The sequence below is a fragment of the Streptomyces sp. NPDC029044 genome (assembly GCF_040637495.1).
In the GTDB taxonomy this organism is placed as follows: domain Bacteria; phylum Actinomycetota; class Actinomycetes; order Streptomycetales; family Streptomycetaceae; genus Streptomyces.
This window is the reverse complement of sequence record NZ_JBEZWN010000015.1, coordinates 64,666-83,254: the sequence shown is the minus strand read 5'-3', so window position 1 is coordinate 83,254 and position 18,589 is coordinate 64,666. Positions and strand designations below refer to the sequence as shown.

Genomic DNA, 18,589 nt, shown 5'->3' with positions numbered 1-18,589 from the left:
GTCCCCAGCACGCCTCCCGAACGGCAACGGCGCGACCATGACCCAGGCACCCACACCCACCGCGGACACCGTCCGCCGGCTGGTCCTGTCCCTCCTCAAGGACACCAAGGACGCCAAGGACATCAAGGACGGCAAGGAAGCCAAGGACACCGGAGACGACCGGGGCGGCCCCGACGTCCGGCCCGCCACCGAGGGCGCCGACCCCGTCACCTGGTGGGTCGGCTCCCGTCACGTACTGCGCCTCGCGCCCGACCGTAAGGCCACCCTGCGCCAGCGGCGCGAACTGCGTCTGCGCGACCTCGTCCGTCCGCACCTTCCCGCGGCGGTGCCCGTGAGCGTCGCACAGGGCGAGTGGGCCCCCGGGCTCGGCTACACGCTCGACACCAAGGTGCCCGGCGGCTCCGGGGAGGAGCACGACGTCTCCGCCGTCGGCGAGGCCGACCTCGCCGGGCTCCTGACGGGTCTGCGCGAGGTGCCGGTCCGGCAGGCCGAGACGCTCGGTCTGCCGCGCGCCGCGCCCCGCTCCCTGGAGGCCCTGCGCCGCTCCGCCGTACGCGCCGCCGAACGCCTCGCCCAAGCCGACGAGTTCGACGCCGCGCGCCTGCACCAGCTCACCCCGCCCGCCGCGTCCCAGCTCGCCGCCCAGCCCGGCTCGGCCGTCCTCACCCACCACGCCCTCACGGGCAGCCATCTCGTGGTCAGCACCGACGGCCGGGTGCGCGGCGTCCTCGGCTGGGCCGGCGCGGTCGTGGGTGACCCGGCCGAGGACATCGCGGGCCTCGCGCTCTCCGTCGGATCGCCCGCCGCCGTCCGCGCCGCCACCCTCGCCGGCTACGGCGCCCGCCCCTGCCTGCGCGGGCTGTGGCTCGCCCGCTGCGACACCGTCGTCCGCCTCGCCGACGACCTCACCGGCAAGAACGCCACTCTCCTGCGGACCCGGCTGCGCCGCGCCTGGGAACCGATCCTGCTGGAACGGGTGACCGACCTGGGGGACGCGGACGACGCCCTGTAGCGGGCCGGGCGGCGCGGTCCCGCACGGTTGTCCGCCTGCCCATTGAAACGCACCGTCGCGGCCGTGTCCCTGCTGACCGCCGCCGCCCTCACGTGCCTGACCGGCTGCTCCGCCGCACCCAGGGCCGCGGCGTCACCGGCACGGCGGCCGACCCCGGCGGAGGGTCTGTCCGCACTCATGGTCACGGCGGCCGACCACGGCACCGGCTACTCCGTGCGGCCCTACGACCCGGCCGGGGGGGGGGAGTCGGTCTTCGCCCGGTCCCCGTCGGAGATCACCGGCAGCGTCCGCACGCCGCCGGCCCCACGCCCGGCGACGAAGCCCTCGCCCACCGCGGCCTCGCCACGCCCGGGCGCGGCACGCCCCGGCCGGGCCGGACCATCGTCGTACGCCGCGGGGACGTCATCGCCGCTCGCACGGCGGTGGGCGGCGCCCGCATCGCGACCTCCGGGCGCGGGACGCGAGACCGGGCCGACCCCGCTCGGCTCTCAGTCCTGGGCCAGTACCACGGCCGACTCCCCGGGCAGCCGCACCGCACCGTCCGCCCCGGGCGTCTCCACCGGCTCCCACGCCGCCAGCACGCGCGCGTGGGGCACGCCGAGCGGCAGGACGGCCGGCTCGGAGGCCAGGTTCACCGCGACGAGGACGTCCCCGCGCCGGAAGGCGAGCCAGCGGAGCTCCTCGTCGTAGGCGACCCTGGTGTCGGCCAGGTCGGGATCGGTCAGGTCCGGCTGCCCGTGACGCAGAGCGAGGAGCTGCCGGTACCAGGACAGCACCCGCGCGTGCGGCTCGCGCTCCGGCTCGGACCAGTCCAGGCAGGAACGGTCCCGCGTCGCCGGATCCTGCGGGTCGGGCACGTCCTCCTCCTTCCAGCCGTGCGCCGCGAACTCCCGCCGCCTGCCCCGCCGTACGGCGTCGGCCAGCTCCGGATCGGTGTGGTCGGTGAAGAACTGCCAGGGCGTGCCCGCCGCCCACTCCTCGCCCATGAACAGCATCGGCGTGAAGGGCGCCGTCAGGATCAGCGTGGCGGCGCAGGCGGCCAGCCCCGGGGAGACGAGGGCCGAAAGCCGGTCCCCCTGGGCCCGGTTGCCGACCTGGTCGTGGGTCTGGCCGTAGCCGAGCAGCCGGTGCCCGGCCACCCGCGTACGGTCCAGCGGACGCCCGTGGTGCCGCTCACGGAAGCTGGAGTACGACCCGTCGTGGAACCAGCCGCCGGTGAGGGTCTTGGCGAGTCCGCCGAGCGAGCCCCGCGCGAAGTCGGCGTAGTAGCCCTGCGACTCACCGGTCAGCGTGGTGTGCAGGGCGTGGTGGAAGTCGTCGTTCCACTGCGCGTGGAGCCCGAGGCCGCCCTCGGTGCGGGAGGTGATGAGACGCGGGTCGTTCAGGTCCGACTCGGCGACCAGGAACAGCGGCCGGCCCGTCTCCGCCGCGAGGGCGTCCACGGCCGTCGACAGCTCCTCCAGGAAGTGCAGCGCGCGGGTGTCCACCAGCGCGTGCACCGCGTCCAGGCGCAGCCCGTCGATCCGGTAGTCGCGCAGCCAGGCCAGCGCGCTGCCGATCAGGTAGGCGCGCACCTCGTCCGAGCCCGGTGCGTCCAGGTTGACCGCGGCGCCCCAGGGGGTGTGGTGGGTGTCCGTGAGGTACGGACCGAACACGGGCAGGTAGTTGCCGGACGGGCCGAAGTGGTTGTGCACCACGTCGAGCACCACGCCCAGGCCGAGTTCATGGGCCCGGTCGACGAAGCGTTTCAGCGCCTCGGGTCCGCCGTACGGCTCGTGCACCGCCCACAGCGAGACACCCTCGTAGCCCCAGCCGTGGGTGCCCGGGAAGGGGCACAGCGGCATCAGCTGCACATGTGTGACGCCCAGTTCGGCGAGGTGGCCGAGCCGCCCGGCGGCCGCGTCCAGGGTGCCCTCGGGCGTATAGGTGCCCACGTGCAGCTCGTACAGCACCGCGCCGGGCAGCGGCCGTCCCTGCCACGCCGCGCGCCACGCGTAGCGCTCGTGGTCGACGACCGCGCTCAGCCCGTCCGGGCCGTCCGGTTGCCGCCGCGAGCGCGGATCGGGCAGCACGCGCCCGTCGTCCAGCGCGAAGCCGTACCGGGACCCCTCGCGCGCCTCGGCCTCGCCCCGCCACCACCCCGCCCGTTCCGGATCGCGCTCCAACGCATGGGTGACGTCGTCGCACTGGAGCGTCACTCGGCCGGCCTGTGGTGCCCACACCTCGAACTGCACGGACGGTTCCCCTTCGTCTGCTCACCGTGATGTAGCCCGTCCATGGTGCGGCAAAAGAGATCAATCCGCTGGCGCATCCACCCATTTGCGGCGGGTCTCACCGGGTACGCGCGCAGGGCGGCCGATCGCCCGTTTCCTGGACAGCCCGGCCGCGCTGCCCGACAATCACCCAGTGACGTCGTCCTTCGAGTTCAACACGTTCCCCGCGCGGCTCTCCGACGCGGAGCGCGACCGGGTGCTGAAGGTGCTCCGCGACGGCGTCGCCGTGGGCCGTCTGTCCCACGACACGTTCGTCCGCCGCATGGAGCTGGCGCTCGCCGCCCGCCGCCCGGACGAACTCGCCGCGCTCACCGCCGACCTGCGCACGGAGGGCCGCCTCGCGCGCCTGGTGTTCGGCACCGTCGAGGCCGTCTCCGGATTCTCCGTACGGCTGCGCCGGGCCTGGCAGGCCGAGCGGCTGCCCAAGCTGCAACTGCCCCACCCGTCGCTCGGCCATCCGCTGCGCATAGGCCGCGACCCCGCCAGCGGACTGCGCCTCAATCACGAGACCGTCTCCCGCGTGCACGCAGAACTCCGTCACCAGGGCGGCATGTGGGTCCTGCGCGACCTCGGTTCCACCAACGGCACGACGGTGAACGGACGGCGCGTCGTCGGCGCGGCCGTCGTCCGCGAGGGCGACCAGGTGGGCTTCGGCCGGATGACGTTCCGGCTGTCGGCCGGCTGAGGGTTCCGGCTGCCCCGTCCGAACGCCCGCTGCCGTCCGGCTGCTGGTTCCGGCTGACCGGAAACGGAGCCACGCCTCAGCCCTGGCCTGGGCCTTACCGAAAGTCCGTCCCGCAGGTGTGGCTGAAATCCCCGTGCGGTCCACGGTGTTGACGTACCCCCCAAGTCGTGACTCACTGTGCGTACGCCATCTACACCTGGTGAACCGACGGCACCCACAGGGGAGGTGTGCCCTGCCGCCTCTCCTGCGCTACCCGACCGTCGACGAACTGAGCGCCCGGGCCGCCGCGCTCGTCGTCCGCCACCCCCGTGACGCCCGGCTGCGCCGGGTGGGCACCTCCCGCGCCGGTACCCCCATGTGGCTGCTCTCCGTCGGCCACGGCAGCCGTCAGGCCCTGGTCGTCGCCGGCCCGCACGCCAACGAACCCGTGGGCGGTGCCACCGTGCTGCGCCTGGCCGAGCGCACCCTGGCCGACCCGCGGCTCACCGAGGGCGCCGACGCCACCTGGAACCTGCTGCTGTGCCTCGACCCGGACGGGTCGCGCCGCAACGAGGGCTGGCTGCCCGGCCCCTACACGCTCGGCCGGTACGTCCGGAACTTCTTCCGGCCCGGCTTCCTGGAGCAGCCCGAGTGGCTGCCCGACGGCGCGGCCGGTGCCGCCCTGCCGGAGACCCGCGCCCTGCTCGGCCTCCAGGACGAACTGCGCCCCTTCCTCCAGTGCTCGCTGCACGGCGTGGACATCGGCGGCGGCTTCGTCGAGCTCACCCACGACCTGCCGGGCTTCGACCGGCGCCTGGCCCACATCGCCGCCCGGCTCGGCATCCCCCGCGAACTCGGCGCGTACGACGCCCTGTACTGGCCCGGCCTCGGGCCCGCCGTCTACCGGATCCCGCCACCGCGCCGGGCCGGTCTGGCCGCGGCCATCACGGAGGCCGCCGTCGAGTCCACCTGGTTCCACCCCTACCGGCACGGCACCGTCACCGCGGTGGTCGAGGCGCCCATGTGGGGCGTGACGGCCGTGGCGGACGGCTCCCCGCCCGCGGACCGGGACGCCGTGCTCCGGGCCGTCAGCCGCACCCTGCGCCACGACACGGACCTCCTGCGGCACCTGCTGACCCGGATCCGGCCGCACCTCGCCGCCGTTCCCGACGCGGCCCGCCTGCTCGCCCCCGTCGACGACTACCTCCTGGTGTGCCCCGGCCTCGCCGACGCCTGGGACCCCGACACCGGCGACAGCCCGGCCCACCCCCTGCCACCACTGAGCACCGCCCACCTGGTCGCCCTGCGCATCTCCGGGCGCCGGCTGGCGCTGCGCACGGCGGGGCTGCTGCACCAGCTGGTACGCGCCGCCGGCCACGACCCGGCCGGGGCGCTGCCCGAGCTGGACCGGCTGATCGACCAGTGGTGCGCCGACTACCGCGACGGCTGCCGGGCGCGCTGGATCCCGGTGGCCCGCCAGGCCGAGTACCAGGCCCGCGTGGTGCTCGCCGCGTTCGACCTGGCCGGGCGCCGCGCGCGAGCCCGCTCCGGCTCCGGCGAGCCGGTGCCGATGCAGCGGGACTGAGGCTCACCACGCCCTCGCGCGCGCGTGCAGAGCCGCCGCGACAACTGTGCGGGACTGGTGCTCCACCTGGTGCTCCAAGGGCACCCAGCGGGCGCGGAAGCGCTCCGCGAAGGCGTCGCTCCAGGTCGAGACGAGCTCCTCCAGCTGCTTGGCCGCCGCGTCGTCCGTCCCGCGCAGCACCCGCAGCAGCATGGCCGCCGCCCGCAGCGGCACGCGGCGCGCGAACGCGTCCACGCTGCCGACGTACGCCCGGCTGAGGTCGGCGGGCGGGGTGTGGATCAGGTCGGAGGCCAGACCCGGCACCAGCTCCAGCCCCCACCGGGCGGCCCGCAGCAGCGGCCCGTCCAGCTCCGCCAGCCGGGGCAGCGCACCGTCGAGCACCCGCGTCACCTCCAGCGCGTCGCGCTGGAGCCGGCCCGCCAGCCGCCCGATCGCCGCCGCCGGAGCCGGATGCGGAGCCGGGTCGTCCACCAGGTCGCTCGCCCACATCGGCACCTCGACCACCGCGGTCAGCCCGCCGTACCGGTGCGCGTGGTACCAGGTGCTGTGCCGCGCGTCGTCCGGCAGGCTCGGGTACGCAGGCCCGATCCCCGGCGCGGGCATGACGTGCACGCCCGGCCCGGACGCGGGCCAGCCCGCGGCGTCCGACGCTCCGGTCTCCACCGGGATGTGCAGCTCCGCCGCGGACTTCGCGAACGGCTCGGCCAGCCCCGGCACGTCCTTCGTCAGCTGCACCCAGCTGCCCCCCAGGTCCGTGCCGTGCAGGGTGACCTGCAGATAGGGACGCAGCTCGTCGATGACCCCCGTCAGGGCCCGGGTCTCGGGCGGCAGCCGGTCCGGCGGCAGCACGGACGGCGCCCACTCGGGCTGCTCCGGGCCCGCTGGCCGGAAGAAGCCGAGGTGGTAGTCGTACAGGCTGCGCGGCGCCGGCGTCACGTGCAGACTCGCCCCGTCGGGGTCGGCGCAGAGCAGGAAGTGCCAGGAGATGCCGTCGCGCAGCTCCCGCTGTTCCAGGACCCGCCGGGCGAGCGCCAGCAGGGTGCAGGAACCGGTCGGTTCGTTGGCGTGGGCACCGGCCACCACCAGTACGGCGCGGTGGGCCCGGCCCACGGACATCAGGTGCAGGGGCCTGCCCGCCCGCGAGACACCCACCTGCCGCAGGGTGCACACGCCGGGACGCTGAGCGGTCAACGCCCGGGCAGCGATGAGCTGTTCGGTCACCGTCGGGTAGCGCAGCTCCGGCAGGACACTCACCCCCGTCACATCCGCCCGAGTTCGCCATCGCAGTACCCCACGGCCGTGGTGCGGTGTCAAGGGCCCGGTGGGGGAGCCTCCAGGGGGCGCCCGGAGGCACCGGCGGCCGCCTATTGCTGGTGCAGGCCCCGCCCCGCCAGGGTGAGGAACGCCTCGCCGACCGCCTCGGACAAGGTCGGGTGCGGGTGGACGTGCCGGGCCACGTCGGACGGCTCGGCCTCCCAGCCGACGATCAGCTGGCTTTGGGCGATCATCTCCGACACGTGCGGGCCCACCAGGTGCACGCCGAGCACCCGCCCGCCGGACTCGGTGACGACCTTCACCATTCCGCCCTGCCCGTGCACCATGCCCTTCGCCACGGCGGTCAGCGGCATGGTGTTGGTCTCCACCTCGTACCCCCGCGCGCGTGCCTCGGCCTCGCTCAGACCGACGGCCGCCGTCTGCGGCGAGGAGTAGGTGACCCGGGGCACGGCCGCGTAGTCCACGGGGGCGGACGGCAGGCCCGCCAGCGTCTCGGCCACCAGCAGCCCTTCCGCGAAGGACGCGTGGGCCAGACCGAGCGACGGCGGCGGCAGCAGATCGCCCACCACGTGGACGTCGGGCACGGCCGTCTCCAGCCGGTCCCAGTCGGCCGGTGCGACGAACCCGTGCGCGTCTGTGGCGAGCCCCGCGGCGGCCAGGTCCAGGCCGTCGGTGACCGGGGCCCGCCCGACCGCCACCAGCAGCCGCTCGGCCGCCACCGTGACGGTCTCGCCCCGGGCGGTGCGCACGCGGGCCCGCACCTCGTCGGCGAGGACCTCGGCGTCCAGCAGACGGGCGCCGGCGCGGACGTCGATGCCACGCTTCTTCAGACCCCGGGTCAGATGCCGGCTCACCTCCGCGTCCTCCAGCGGCACGATCCTGTCGGCCGCCTCGACCAGGGTGACCTCGGCGCCCAGGGAGCGATGGAACGAGGCGTACTCCACGCCGATCGCGCCGCCCCCGAGCACCAGCACGGACGCCGGGAGCCCGGGGGCGAAGAGGGCGTCGTCGCTCGTCACCACACGCCGCCCGTCCGGTTCGAGCCCCAGGAGCGTGCGCGGCCGTGAGCCGGTGGCCAGCACAACCCCACGGCGCGCGGAGAGGTCATGCGCGCCGGGTTCGCCGTGCGCGCCCGTACGGCCGCCCGTGGCGCCCGGGACGGCGACCCGCACCGAGCGCGGCCCGGTCAGCCGTGCGCTCCCCGCGATCACCCGCACCCCCGCACCGTCGAGATGCGCCTGAACCCCCCGGTGGTTGCGGGCCACGATGTCGTCGCGGGTGGCCACCAGGGCCGGCCAGTCGACCGCGTCCAAGGTCGCCTTCACGCCCCAGCGTTCGCGGGCCTCGGCGATACCGTCGACGAGTTCGGCCGCGTGCAGCATCGCCTTGCTGGGGATGCAGCCGCGGTGCAGGCACGTCCCGCCGACCTTGTCCCGCTCGACGAGCACGACCTCCAGGCCGAGGGCCGCGGCGCGCAGGGCGGTGCTGTAGCCGCCCGTGCCGCCGCCGATGACGATGACGTCCGGTGAGTCCATGGCCCCAGCCTCCGCCCGGCCCTTGCCATGCGTCCAAGGCAATGTTCTTGTGGAGTCGATGCAGGGCGTTTATGGGGGAGGAGCCGTGAGCCTGCGCCAGATGGAGTACTTCCTGGCGGTCGTCGAGGAGGCGTCCTTCACACGCGCGGCGGAGTTCCTGCACGTCTCGCAGCCCGCGCTCTCCCACCAGATCAAGGCCCTGGAACGGTCCGTGGGCGGAGCCCTCCTGGAGCGCCTGCCGCGGGGCGTGCGCCTGACGCCGATGGGGCGCGCCTTCCGGCCGCACGCCGAGCTTGCCGTGCGCAGCGCGGCCCAGGCCCGCCGCGCGGCCCGCGCCGCGGCCGGTGCCGAGGGCGGTGAACTCCACATCGCCGCCGTCCACTCCGTCGCGGTCGGAGTCCTTCCGGACGTCTTCGCCCGCTGGCGCGCCGCTCATCCCCGGGTACTGCTGCACCTCCACGAATACGCCACCTCCGAGGCGCTGGAGGAGCAGATCCTGCGTGGCACCGTGGATCTCGCCGTCGGCCCGGCGCCGGCCGACCCACCGGGCCCGGTCGTACCGGTCGGCCAGGAGGAGATCGTCCTCGTGGTGCCCTTCGACGACCGCTTGGCGGGCCGGACGACCGTGACGCTGCCGGAACTCGCCGACCGCCCCTGGGTGCGCTGCGCGATGGAGCCCGTCATCGAAGGGCAGCGTTTCCTCGACTGGGCGTGCGGCCGCGCGGGCTTCACCCCGCGCACCGCCGTGTTCACCGAGCACACCTCCACGGCGGTGCGGATGGTCGCGGCCGGGGTCGGCGTCTGCGCCGTTCCCTCCCACCTCGTCCGCGACGCGGTCGGCGGGGGCTGCGTCGTCCTCACACCCGACCCCGCTTGGAGGCGCACCCTGACGGTCTTCTCGCGCCTTCCGCCGAGCGGTGTGGCGGAGAGGTTCGTCGACCTGCTGCGGACGTCCTGGCCGCGCCCGCGAGCCCCGTTGCCGGTCTACGAGGACTGCCCGGAGGAGGGCTCCGCGGTCGCCTGACCTCAGTCGCCCACCCTCTCCAGCAACGCCACCGGCAGTTCCTCGAACAGCTCCGCCACGGGCGCGTGCCCCGTGAACTCGCGCCCGGGCTCCAGCACGTCCGCCCAGCGGCCCGGCGGCAGCGGCAGGCGGGTGTCCTGCCAGCCGCCCGCCTCCGCGAGCCGCAGGGACAGGCGGGTCACCGCCGTCAACGCCGTGCCGGAGCGGACGAAGGCCAGACAGTGGGCCGCCGCCGGGCCCTCGGCCGGCAACGGCATGTACGTCGCCGTGTCGCCGAAGACGCCGGGCCGCCGGGCCCGCAGCCCCAGCGCCGCCCGGGTCACCGCCGCCTTCTCCCCGGACGTGCCGCCGGACTCGGCGGGCGGGAAGTCCACCGCACGCCGGTTGTCCGGGTCGACCAGCGCCCGGTACTCGGCCTCCGTGCCCTGGTAGACGTCCGGGACGCCCGGCATCGTCAGCTGCACCAGGGCCGTGCCCAGCACGTTGGCCCGGATGTACGGTGCCAGCGACTCCCGGAACGCGGCGACCCGCTCGCCCGGCGCCCCGCACGGCCCGGCCGCCACGAACCGTTCCACCGCCTCCTCGTACGGCGGCTCCTGCTCGGTCCAGCTCGTGTACAGGCCCGCCTCCCGCACATGCTTCAGCAGCGCCCCCTGCACCCGCTCCCGTACCCCGGAGGCGGGGCCGAGGCCGAACACCGTCTGCCAGGCCGCCCACGCCAGTTGGGCGTCCGGCACCCCCTCCCCGGTGCGGGTCACCTCCGTCAGGACGTCCGCCCAGCGCTCCGGGCACTCGGTGAGCACCTGCACCGCCGCCCGGACGTCGGCACTGCGCTTGGTGTCGTGCGTGGTGGCCACCGTCCCGGTGGCCGGCCAGTCGCGCTGCACGCGCGCGCAGTACGCGTGGAACTCCTCCGGCGACAGCGCGGGAGCGCCCGGATTGCCGCCCACCTCGGTCGCCGACAGCAGCGGCACGTACCGGTAGAACGCCGTGTCCTCCACCGACTTGGCCCGCAGCGCCGACGAGGTCTGCGCGAACCGCGTCCGGAACTCCAGCTGCGCGGGCCCGTCGCCGTACCGCCCCAGCACCAGGTCCCGTACGACGTCAACCGCACCGGCCTCCTCGGGCACGGTGAAGGCCTGCCGGGCCTCGGCCGCGGCCTCCTGGGTGACCACGGACGCGGCGTCCACGGACTCGTAGGGCCGGTAGACCTCCAGCCGGACCAGGAGCTCTTGGAGCGCGGTGCGCAGGGCCCAGGGCGCGCGGTCGCGCAGCGCCGGCTCCGGCGAGGTCGCGCACAGCCGGGCCGCCACCCGCGTCAGGCGTTCGGTCTCGGTCGCCAGCTCGTGCGTGAGGACCTTGTACGCCGCCCGCCGCACCGTCGCGTCCCACTGCCCGCCCCGGTCCGTCTGCGGAGCAGCGAAGCGCCGGTAGCGCCCGAGCAGGTCCCCGAACCCGGCCGGGTCCGTGAAGACCCCGTCCACCTGCCGCAGGGCGTCGTAGCCGGTGGTCCCGGCGACGGGCCAGGACGCGGGGAGGTGCTCGCCGTCGGCCAGGATCTTCTCCACGACCGTCCAGCGGCCCCCGGTCGCCTCGTGCAGCCGCCGGAGGTAGCCGTCGGGGTCGGCGAGCCCGTCGGGGTGGTCGATGCGCAGTCCGTCGATCACACCCTCGTGGAGCAGTTCGAGGATCTTGTCGTGGGTGGCCTCGAACACCTCCGGGTCCTCCACCCGTACCCCGATCAGCTCCGAGATGCTGAAGAACCGCCGGTAGTTGAGCTCGGTCCGGGCCAGCCGCCACCACACCGGGCGGTACCACTGGGCGTCCAGCAGATGCGGCAGCGGCAGGTCCTCGGTGCCCTCGCGCAGCGGGAGGACGTGGTCGTAGTAGCGCAGGACGTCACCGTCGACGCGCAGCTCGTCGAGCACCTCGCCCAGCGGTCCGCCGAGGACCGGCAGCAGCACCTGGCCGTCCTGCGCCTCCCAGTCGATGTCGAACCACCGCGCGTACGGCGACTTCGGGCCCTCGCGCAGCACCTCCCACAGGGCACGGTTGTGGCGCGGGGCCATGGCCATGTGGTTCGGGACGATGTCCACCACCAGCCCGAGCCCGTGCTCGCGCGCGGTGCGCGCCAGCGCCCGCAGCCCCTCCTCGCCGCCCAGCTCCTCGCGCACGCGCGCGTGGTCGACGACGTCGTAGCCGTGCGTCGATCCCGGCACGGCCTCCAGGACGGGTGACAGGTGCAGGTGCGAGACGCCGAGCGAGGCCAGGTACGGCACGACGGCCGCGGCTGCTCCGAAGGGGAACTCGGGCTGTAGTTGCAGCCGGTACGTGGCCGTGGGCACCACCGGGTCAAGTCGCTCAGGTGTCATGGAACGTACGTACCCGCCCCGCCGCCGTTCGTGTCATCCCCCGCGCCAGGTGCGCCGCGCGTCGCCCGGACGAGTGGCTTCCGGGCGACGCGCGCGCGCCGGGCGGTCAGACGGGCCGCTGGAGCACCGTCATGCTCCGGTCCGTCAGGGTCAGCCGGTCCCCGGCCTGCACCTTCGGTCCGGTGTCCGGGGGCACCCCGTCCGGGTGGGCCGTGTCGACCACGACCTCCCACTGGCGCCCGTGATTGACCGGAACCACGAACTCCAGCGGCTTCGGCGAGGCGTTGAACATCAGCAGGAACGAGTCGTCGGTGATGCGCTCCCCGCGTGCGCCCGGCTCGGAGATCGCGTTGCCGTTGAGGAACACCGTGAGCGCGGACGCCTGCGCCGAGTCCCAGTCCCGCTGGGTCATCTCCCGGCCGTCCGGGGTGAACCAGGCGATGTCGGACAGGTCGTCGTGGGTGCCCTCCACGGGCCGGCCGTGGAAGAAGCGGCGCCGGCGGAAGACGGGGTGGTTGCGGCGCAGCCAGACCATCGCGCGCGTGAAGCCCAGCAGCTGCCTGCTCGCACCCCCTCCGGTGTCCTCTTCCTCCTCGGGCCACTCCACCCAGGCCAGCTCGTTGTCCTGGCAGTAGGCGTTGTTGTTGCCGCGCTGGGTGCGGGCGAACTCGTCGCCGTGGCTGATCATGGGCACGCCCTGGGACAGCATCAGCGTCGCGATGAAGTTCCGCATCTGCCGGGCCCGCAGCCGCAGCACGTCCGGGTCGTCGGTCTCGCCCTCGGCCCCGCAGTTCCAGGACCGGTTGTGGCTCTCGCCGTCCCGGTTGTCCTCGCCGTTGGCCTCGTTGTGCTTGTCGTTGTAGGCCACCAGGTCGTGCAGCGGGAAGCCGTCGTGGCAGGTCACGAAGTTGATCGAGGCCAGCGGGCGGCGCCCGTCGTCCTGGTAGAGGTCGGACGAGCCGGTCAGCCGCGAGGCGAACTCCGCGAGCGTGCGCTGCTCGCCCCGCCACAGGTCGCGCACGGTGTCGCGGTACTTGCCGTTCCACTCCGTCCACAGCGGCGGGAAGTTGCCGACCTGGTAGCCGCCCTCGCCCACGTCCCACGGCTCGGCGATCAGCTTGACCTGCGAGACCACCGGGTCCTGCTGCACCAGGTCGAAGAACGACGACAGCCGGTCCACCTCGTGGAACTGCCGGGCCAGCGTCGCCGCCAGGTCGAAGCGGAACCCGTCGACGTGCATGTCCGTGACCCAGTACCGCAGCGAGTCCATGATCAGCTGGAGCACGTGCGGGGAACGCATGAGCAGGGAGTTTCCCGTCCCTGTCGTGTCCATGTAGTAGCGGGGGTCGTCCGTCAGCCGGTAGTAGCGCGAGTTGTCCAGACCCTTGAAGGACAGGGTCGGGCCCAGGTGATTGCCCTCGGCGGTGTGGTTGTAGACCACGTCGAGGATCACCTCGATGCCGGCCTCGTGCAGCGCCTTGACCGCCGACTTGAACTCCAGCACCTGCTGGCCCCGGTCGCCCCAGGACGCGTAGGCGTTGTGCGGGGCGAAGAAGCCGATCGTGTTGTAGCCCCAGTAGTTGTTCAGGCCCATGTCGACCAGTCGGTGATCGTTCACGAACTGGTGTACGGGCATCAGCTCCAGGGCGGTCACCCCGAGCTCGGTGAGGTGCTCGATGATCGCCGGGTGCGCCAGGGCCGCGTAGGTGCCGCGCAGCTCCTCCGGGAGGCCGGGGTGGCGCATGGTGAGGCCCTTGACGTGGGCCTCGTAGATCACCGTGTGGTGGTACTCGGTGCGCGGGCGCCGGTCGTCGCCCCAGTCGAAGTAGGGGTTGACCACGACGGACGTCATCGTGTGCGGCGCCGAGTCGAGATCGTTGCGCCGCTCGGGATCGTCGAAGTGGTAGCCGTAGACCTCCTCGCCCCAGGTGATCGAACCGCTGATCGCACGCGCGTACGGGTCGAGCAGCAGTTTCGCCGAGTTGCAGCGCAGCCCCCGCTCCGGGGCGTACGGGCCGTGCACCCGGAACCCGTACCGCTGCCCCGGCATGATGCCGGGCACGTACGCGTGCCGCACGAAGGCGTCGCTCTCCCGGAGCTCGATCGCCGTCTCCGAGCCGTCGTCGTGCAGCAGACACAGCTCTACTCGGTCCGCGGCCTCCGAGAAGACCGCGAAATTGGTTCCGGCGCCGTCGTACGTGGCACCGAGTGGATACGCCTCGCCAGGCCAGACCTGCATGGATACGACTCTTTCAGGTGTGCGGCGCCGGTGGGGACGCCTTGGTCCCGAGTCTCCCCGAAAGTGAGGGAACCTCCTATGACTTATCTCCCTCTTACCGAGTGACCAGTGCATACGCGGTATGCCGAACTTATGGGGCCAACACATACTCCCGGGGCTGTTGGGGGAGTAGGGGGAAGACGTGCGCAACATAGTGCACCGCCACCTGGGCAAGATGGTGGCCGGTACGGCCATCGCGGTGGCCGGGACCGCCGCGATGGTGGCGGTGACCCTGCCGGGCACGGCGGGGGCGGACGACAACGGAACCCGGGCGGGGCGGTCCGCCCCGCAGGCTGCGGGGGCCCGCGAGGCCGGCGAGGCGGCGGCGGGCGGCCGGGCCGTGGCGCCGGGGGTCGTCGAGGCGGCGCCCGCCGAAGGGCAGCGGGGCGAGGGCCGCGATCCGCTGACCGACGACGAGCTGGAGCGGGCCGAGAAGACCGCCCTCAGCCGGCAGCTGTTCCGGAGCAGCGAGAGCGTGGACGGGGAGCGCGGTCCGCAGCCCCTCGGCGTCGACCTGGCCGAGCCCGAGGCCGACGAGGCGGGCCGGCCGGACGCGCCCCGCCGCGCCGACGTGACGTTCTACGACTACCGGGACGACACCCTCGTCACCCGGACCGTCGACCTCGGCACCGGCAAGGTGGTGGCGACCGGCACCCAGCACGGCGTCCAGCCGCCCCTGAGCCGCGCCGAGAAGGCCGAGGCGGCCGCTCTCCTCATCGCCGACCCGCTCGGCTCGGGCCTGAAGGCCGACTACGAGGACGCCACCGGCAAGGCGCTCACCTCCCCGGGCCAGCTCCAGCTCAGCGGAGCCGTCTACCGGGCCGCGCCGGGCGCCCAGCCCGCCGTGCTCGACGAGTGCGGAGAGCACCGCTGCGTGCGGCTGTTCCCGAAGATCAAGAACGGCCCGTGGGTCGACGCCCGGCAGCTGGTGATCGACCTGAGCGCCCGCAAGGTCGCCCGGCTCGACCGCTGACCCACCCTCTTCGCTCACCCGTCCACCCCGCTCCTCCTCGTCAGGGAGTCATCTCGTCATGCGCGTGAACAGCAACACCAAGGCCCGTACCCGGGTGGCCGCGGGCCTGACCGTGGCCGCGCTGGCCGCCGGCGCCACGGCCGGCGCGGGACCGGCCACCGCCCAGCCGAAGGCCGCCCCCGCCGCCCCGGCCGCCGCCGAGTGCAGCGCCGCCTACCGCATCGAGCAGAAGCTCTCCTCCGGAACCACCTGGCGGATGTGCTGGCGCTACGACGGCAAGGCCGGCCTCGTGCTGGAGAAGATCTCGTACCAGCCCAAGGGCGAGCCCAAACCGATCAGGGTCCTCAACAGTGCCCGGCTCGGCCAGATCCACGTCCCCTACGACGACGGCAACATCGAGTACGACGACCTCACCGGCTTCGACTTCGCCCAGGGCCTGATGAACCTGGCACCGGGCGAGTGCCCCGGCGGCACCATCAAGACCGTCAAGGTCCCGGACTCCTGGAACGAGGACCCGAACGTCAAGGGCCTGTGCACCACCACCCGTTCCCGCGGCCACGCCTACCGCATGCAGGGCGACACCGCGAACAAGGTCTTCCAGGCCCAGGGCAAGGACCTCCTCGTCTACACGGTCAACCAGGTCGGCTGGTACGAGTACATGACCGAGTGGCGCTTCCAGGACGACGGCGCCATCACCATGAACGTCGGCGCCACCGGCAGCCTGTCCTGGGACGACTACGACGCCGGCGACGGCCGCGGCTGGCCCATCGGCAAGGGCGCGAGCGCCAAGTCCACCAGCCACAGCCACAACGCCTTCTGGCGGCTCGACTTCGCCCTGGACGGCTCCACGAAGAACAAGGTCGAGCAGTACGACTCCACCGTGAGCGCGCCCACCCGCGGCCAGCGCGCCCCCACCACCAAGACCACCCGCACCAAGGTGACCAAGGAACTGGCCGGGGACAGCAAGGCCTACCGCTGGTGGCGCATGGTCAGCGCGACCGGCAAGAACAAGGACGGACACGCGCGCTCCTACGAGATCGTCCCCGGACCCACGACCAAGTACCCGGGCCGCAGCTACACCAAGCACGACCTGTACGTCACGCAGTACAACAAGTGCGAACTGTTCGCCAGCCACAACCCCGGCAACTGCGGCCCCGGAGCCGGGAAGTCGGTCGACAAGTGGGTGAACGGACAGACCCTGACCCACCCGGTGGTCTGGATGAACATCGGCTTCCACCACATAGCCCGGGACGAGGACCAGCAGCCCATGCCCGTCCACTGGCAGGGCTTCTCCATCGCCCCGCGCGACGTCACCGCGATGAATCCGCTCACTCCGGCCGAGCTCGGCTGGCAGAACGGGCACTGGCAGCCCCGTCGTTGAGATCGACCCTGCCCATCCGGCTGCACCGCCGACCGCTCCCGGAGTACCCTTCCTTGATCGTTGACAAGGGGAGTGCTCGGGGGAGCGGAAGGCGGTGCGCGGGTGGGCTCGGGAGGGCTGGAGCTGCCCCCTGGTGACGAGGGTCACGAGGGGAACTCCACAGACGTCCCGACCGGTGCCGTGTCCCTGGCACGGCCGATGGACGCGACGGGCTCGATCGGCCCGGAACTGGACTGGGACGCCGACGCCTGGCGCGAGGTGCGCACCCGCGCCCAGCGGGCCGGCCGGGCCTACATCTGGCTCAACCTCGTCGAGCAGCGGCTGCGCGCGGTCGTCGCCGCCGTGCTGCGGCCCGTCTACGAACCCGTCCACGGCGAGGACTGGGTGGTGGCCGCGGCCGGGCCGGCCGGCCAGGAGTGGGTGCAGCGCGCGGTGGCCGTCCGCGAGGTCAGCCGCCGCAAGGGCTATCTGCTCGACCCGGCCGACGACAATGTGCTCTCCTTCCTCACCCTGCCCCAGCTGCGCGAACTGATGGTGCAGCACTGGCCCTGCTTCGAGCCGTACTTCGACGACCGCCGGGACGTCGAGCTCGCCCTGGACGAGCTGGAGGTCACCCGTAACGTCGTCTCCCGCAACCGGGCCCTGTCCGAGGCCGTGCTGAACCAGGCCGAGCGCGCCTCGGCCCGGCTGCTGGAGATGCTCGGCGCGGGCGGTGACGTGCCGTCGGCGCGCCGGCTGCCCATAGACGCGGTCGAGGACCTGGTCGGCGACCGGTACGCCGACGTGGTCGCCGTCCACCCGGACCGGGTGCGGCTGATGCGGCAGTTCCCGGCCGAGGACATCTTCGGCGGTGCCCGCCGCCTCGACGCCATCGGCATCGGCCTCAACCTGCTCGTGCAGAACTTCTCCGGGCGGCGTCTGGTGCGGCTGGCCGAGTCGGGCTGCCGGGTCAGGCTGCTGTTCCTCAACCCGGCCTCCAGCGCGGTCAAGCGCCGCGAGCGGGAGCTCGGCATCAAGCGTGGCGAGCTCAGCCGGGCCGTCGAGATGAACATCCTGCACATGCGCCGGGTGCGCGCCCGGCTGCGCGACCCGGGGGCCTTCGAGATCCAGGTCTTCGACGAGACGCCCCGCTTCACCGCGTATCTCGTGGACGGCGACGGCGCGGACGGGATCGCAGTGGTGCAGAGCTATCTGCGCCGCACCCGGGGCATGGAGGCGCCCGTGTTCGTGCTGCGCAACAGCGGCAAGGTGGTCAAGCCGGGCGAGGTGGACGAAGCAGGCCTCTTCCCCACCTACCGTGAGGAGTTCGAGGTGATGTGGGCGGATTCGCGGCCCGTGTCCTGAACTGTGCCGTGCGGCACGGTGGTTCCCGGGCTCGCCGCCGCGGGCAACCGGAACGCGATCCTCTGATTGTCAGTGGTGCGTGGGAAGGTGGGGACCACTGGGGGAACGCACCACAAGAAGGGGGACCGCCCATGGGCTGGCACCGGGAGCTGCTCGTCGGCTTCGACCTGGAGACGACGGGCACCGATCCGCGTGAGGCGCGCATCGTCACGGGAGCCGTGATCGAGGTCAGGGGCGGGGAACCGATCGGGCGCCGGGAATGGCTGGCCGACCCGGGAGTGCCGATCCCCGAGGACGCGGTGGCCGTGCACGGCATCAGCAACGAGCGCGCGGCGGCCGAGGGCAGACCCGCCGACCAGGTGGCGGACGCCCTGGCCGACGTCCTCACCTCCTACTGGAAGACGGGTGTGCCGGTCGTCGCCTACAACGCGGCCTTCGACCTCACCCTGCTCTCCGCGGAGCTGCGACGGCACGGCCTGCCGTCCCTGCGCGAGCGCCTGGGCGGTGCGGATCCGGCCCCGGTCATCGACCCGTACACCATCGACCGCTGGGTCGACCGCTACCGCCGCGGCAAACGCAACCTCGAAGCGGTCTGCGCCGAGTACGGCGTCGTCCTCGACGCCGCCCACGACGCCATGGCCGACGCCCTGGCGGCGGCCCGCCTGGCCGGCGCGATAGCCGACCGCCACCCCAAGATCGCGATGCTCGGCCCGGCGGCCCTGCACCGCCGCCAGATCGAGTGGTACGCGCAGTGGGCGGCGGACTTCCAGGCGTTCCTGCGCGGCAAGGGCGACCCGACCGCCTCCGTCGACGGGACGTGGCCGCTGCGGGAGTTGGCGGACGAGCCGGTCTGAGGCGATTGCCCGGCGGCGG

General features: G+C 73.5%; 13 protein-coding genes. 8 read left to right on the top strand and 5 right to left on the bottom strand.

From position 1 onward, the window contains the following. Window positions 1-37: 37 nt before the first annotated feature. Window positions 38-1,012, top strand: coding sequence for an aminoglycoside phosphotransferase family protein (locus AB0E85_RS15690; protein WP_361926822.1), 975 nt, complete (start codon window positions 38-40; stop codon window positions 1,010-1,012). A gap of 488 nt (window positions 1,013-1,500) precedes the next feature. Here the strand turns inward: AB0E85_RS15690 and treZ are convergent, their stop codons facing one another. Beyond that, window positions 1,501-3,246: a malto-oligosyltrehalose trehalohydrolase gene (gene treZ, locus AB0E85_RS15685; protein ID WP_361926725.1), complete on the bottom strand. Its 1,746-nt coding sequence runs from the start codon at window positions 3,244-3,246 to the stop codon at window positions 1,501-1,503. 172 nt (window positions 3,247-3,418) lie between these two features. On the opposite strand from treZ, the gene AB0E85_RS15680 reads away from it, so the two are divergent. Beyond that, the gene (locus AB0E85_RS15680; protein ID WP_361926723.1) at window positions 3,419-3,970 is read left to right on the top strand and encodes a DUF1707 and FHA domain-containing protein; all 552 of its coding nucleotides are present in this window, start codon (window positions 3,419-3,421) and stop codon (window positions 3,968-3,970) included. A 199-nt stretch (window positions 3,971-4,169) separates the two neighbouring features. Continuing rightward, window positions 4,170-5,534, top strand: coding sequence for a M14 family zinc carboxypeptidase (locus AB0E85_RS15675; RefSeq protein WP_361926720.1), 1,365 nt, complete (start codon window positions 4,170-4,172; stop codon window positions 5,532-5,534). A gap of 3 nt (window positions 5,535-5,537) precedes the next feature. Here AB0E85_RS15675 and AB0E85_RS15670 read toward each other — a convergent pair whose 3' ends face one another. Together AB0E85_RS15670 and lpdA are read right to left on the bottom strand one after the other, a co-directional pair. Beyond that, on the bottom strand, window positions 5,538-6,788 hold the full coding sequence (locus tag AB0E85_RS15670) for a M14 family zinc carboxypeptidase (protein ID WP_361926717.1): 1,251 nt from the start codon (window positions 6,786-6,788) through the stop codon (window positions 5,538-5,540). A gap of 110 nt (window positions 6,789-6,898) precedes the next feature. Then, window positions 6,899-8,344 carry a dihydrolipoyl dehydrogenase gene (gene lpdA, locus AB0E85_RS15665; protein WP_361926714.1) on the bottom strand — a complete coding sequence of 482 codons (1,446 nt, stop codon included), beginning with the start codon at window positions 8,342-8,344 and terminating at the stop codon, window positions 6,899-6,901. Between the two features lie 85 nt (window positions 8,345-8,429). Here lpdA and AB0E85_RS15660 point away from each other — a divergent pair, with 85 nt between their 5' ends. Next, window positions 8,430-9,368, top strand: a complete 939-nt coding sequence (locus tag AB0E85_RS15660) for a LysR family transcriptional regulator (protein WP_361926711.1) — start codon at window positions 8,430-8,432, stop codon at window positions 9,366-9,368. A gap of 2 nt (window positions 9,369-9,370) precedes the next feature. On the opposite strand, the gene treY is transcribed toward AB0E85_RS15660, so the two are convergent. Further along, window positions 9,371-11,740 carry a malto-oligosyltrehalose synthase gene (gene treY / locus AB0E85_RS15655; RefSeq protein WP_361926708.1) on the bottom strand — a complete coding sequence of 790 codons (2,370 nt, stop codon included), beginning with the start codon at window positions 11,738-11,740 and terminating at the stop codon, window positions 9,371-9,373. A gap of 106 nt (window positions 11,741-11,846) precedes the next feature. Next, window positions 11,847-13,979, bottom strand: a complete 2,133-nt coding sequence (gene glgX, locus AB0E85_RS15650; protein ID WP_361926705.1) for a glycogen debranching protein GlgX — start codon at window positions 13,977-13,979, stop codon at window positions 11,847-11,849. Window positions 13,980-14,160: 181 nt separating this feature from the next. Between glgX and AB0E85_RS15645 the strand changes: the two genes are divergently transcribed. From AB0E85_RS15645 to AB0E85_RS15630, 4 genes are all read left to right on the top strand, one after another. Continuing rightward, complete coding sequence (locus AB0E85_RS15645; RefSeq protein WP_361926703.1) at window positions 14,161-14,991, top strand: Tat pathway signal sequence domain protein; 831 nt, start codon at window positions 14,161-14,163, stop codon at window positions 14,989-14,991. 58 nt (window positions 14,992-15,049) lie between these two features. Then, window positions 15,050-16,372, top strand: a complete 1,323-nt coding sequence (locus AB0E85_RS15640; RefSeq protein WP_361926701.1) for a copper amine oxidase — start codon at window positions 15,050-15,052, stop codon at window positions 16,370-16,372. Between the two features lie 102 nt (window positions 16,373-16,474). Continuing rightward, entirely contained in the window at window positions 16,475-17,716 is a 1,242-nt protein-coding gene (locus AB0E85_RS15635; protein WP_361926698.1) for an SAV2148 family HEPN domain-containing protein, read from the top strand. A 131-nt stretch (window positions 17,717-17,847) separates the two neighbouring features. Continuing rightward, complete coding sequence (locus AB0E85_RS15630) at window positions 17,848-18,570, top strand: 3'-5' exonuclease (RefSeq protein ID WP_361926695.1); 723 nt, start codon at window positions 17,848-17,850, stop codon at window positions 18,568-18,570. Window positions 18,571-18,589: the final 19 nt, after the last annotated feature.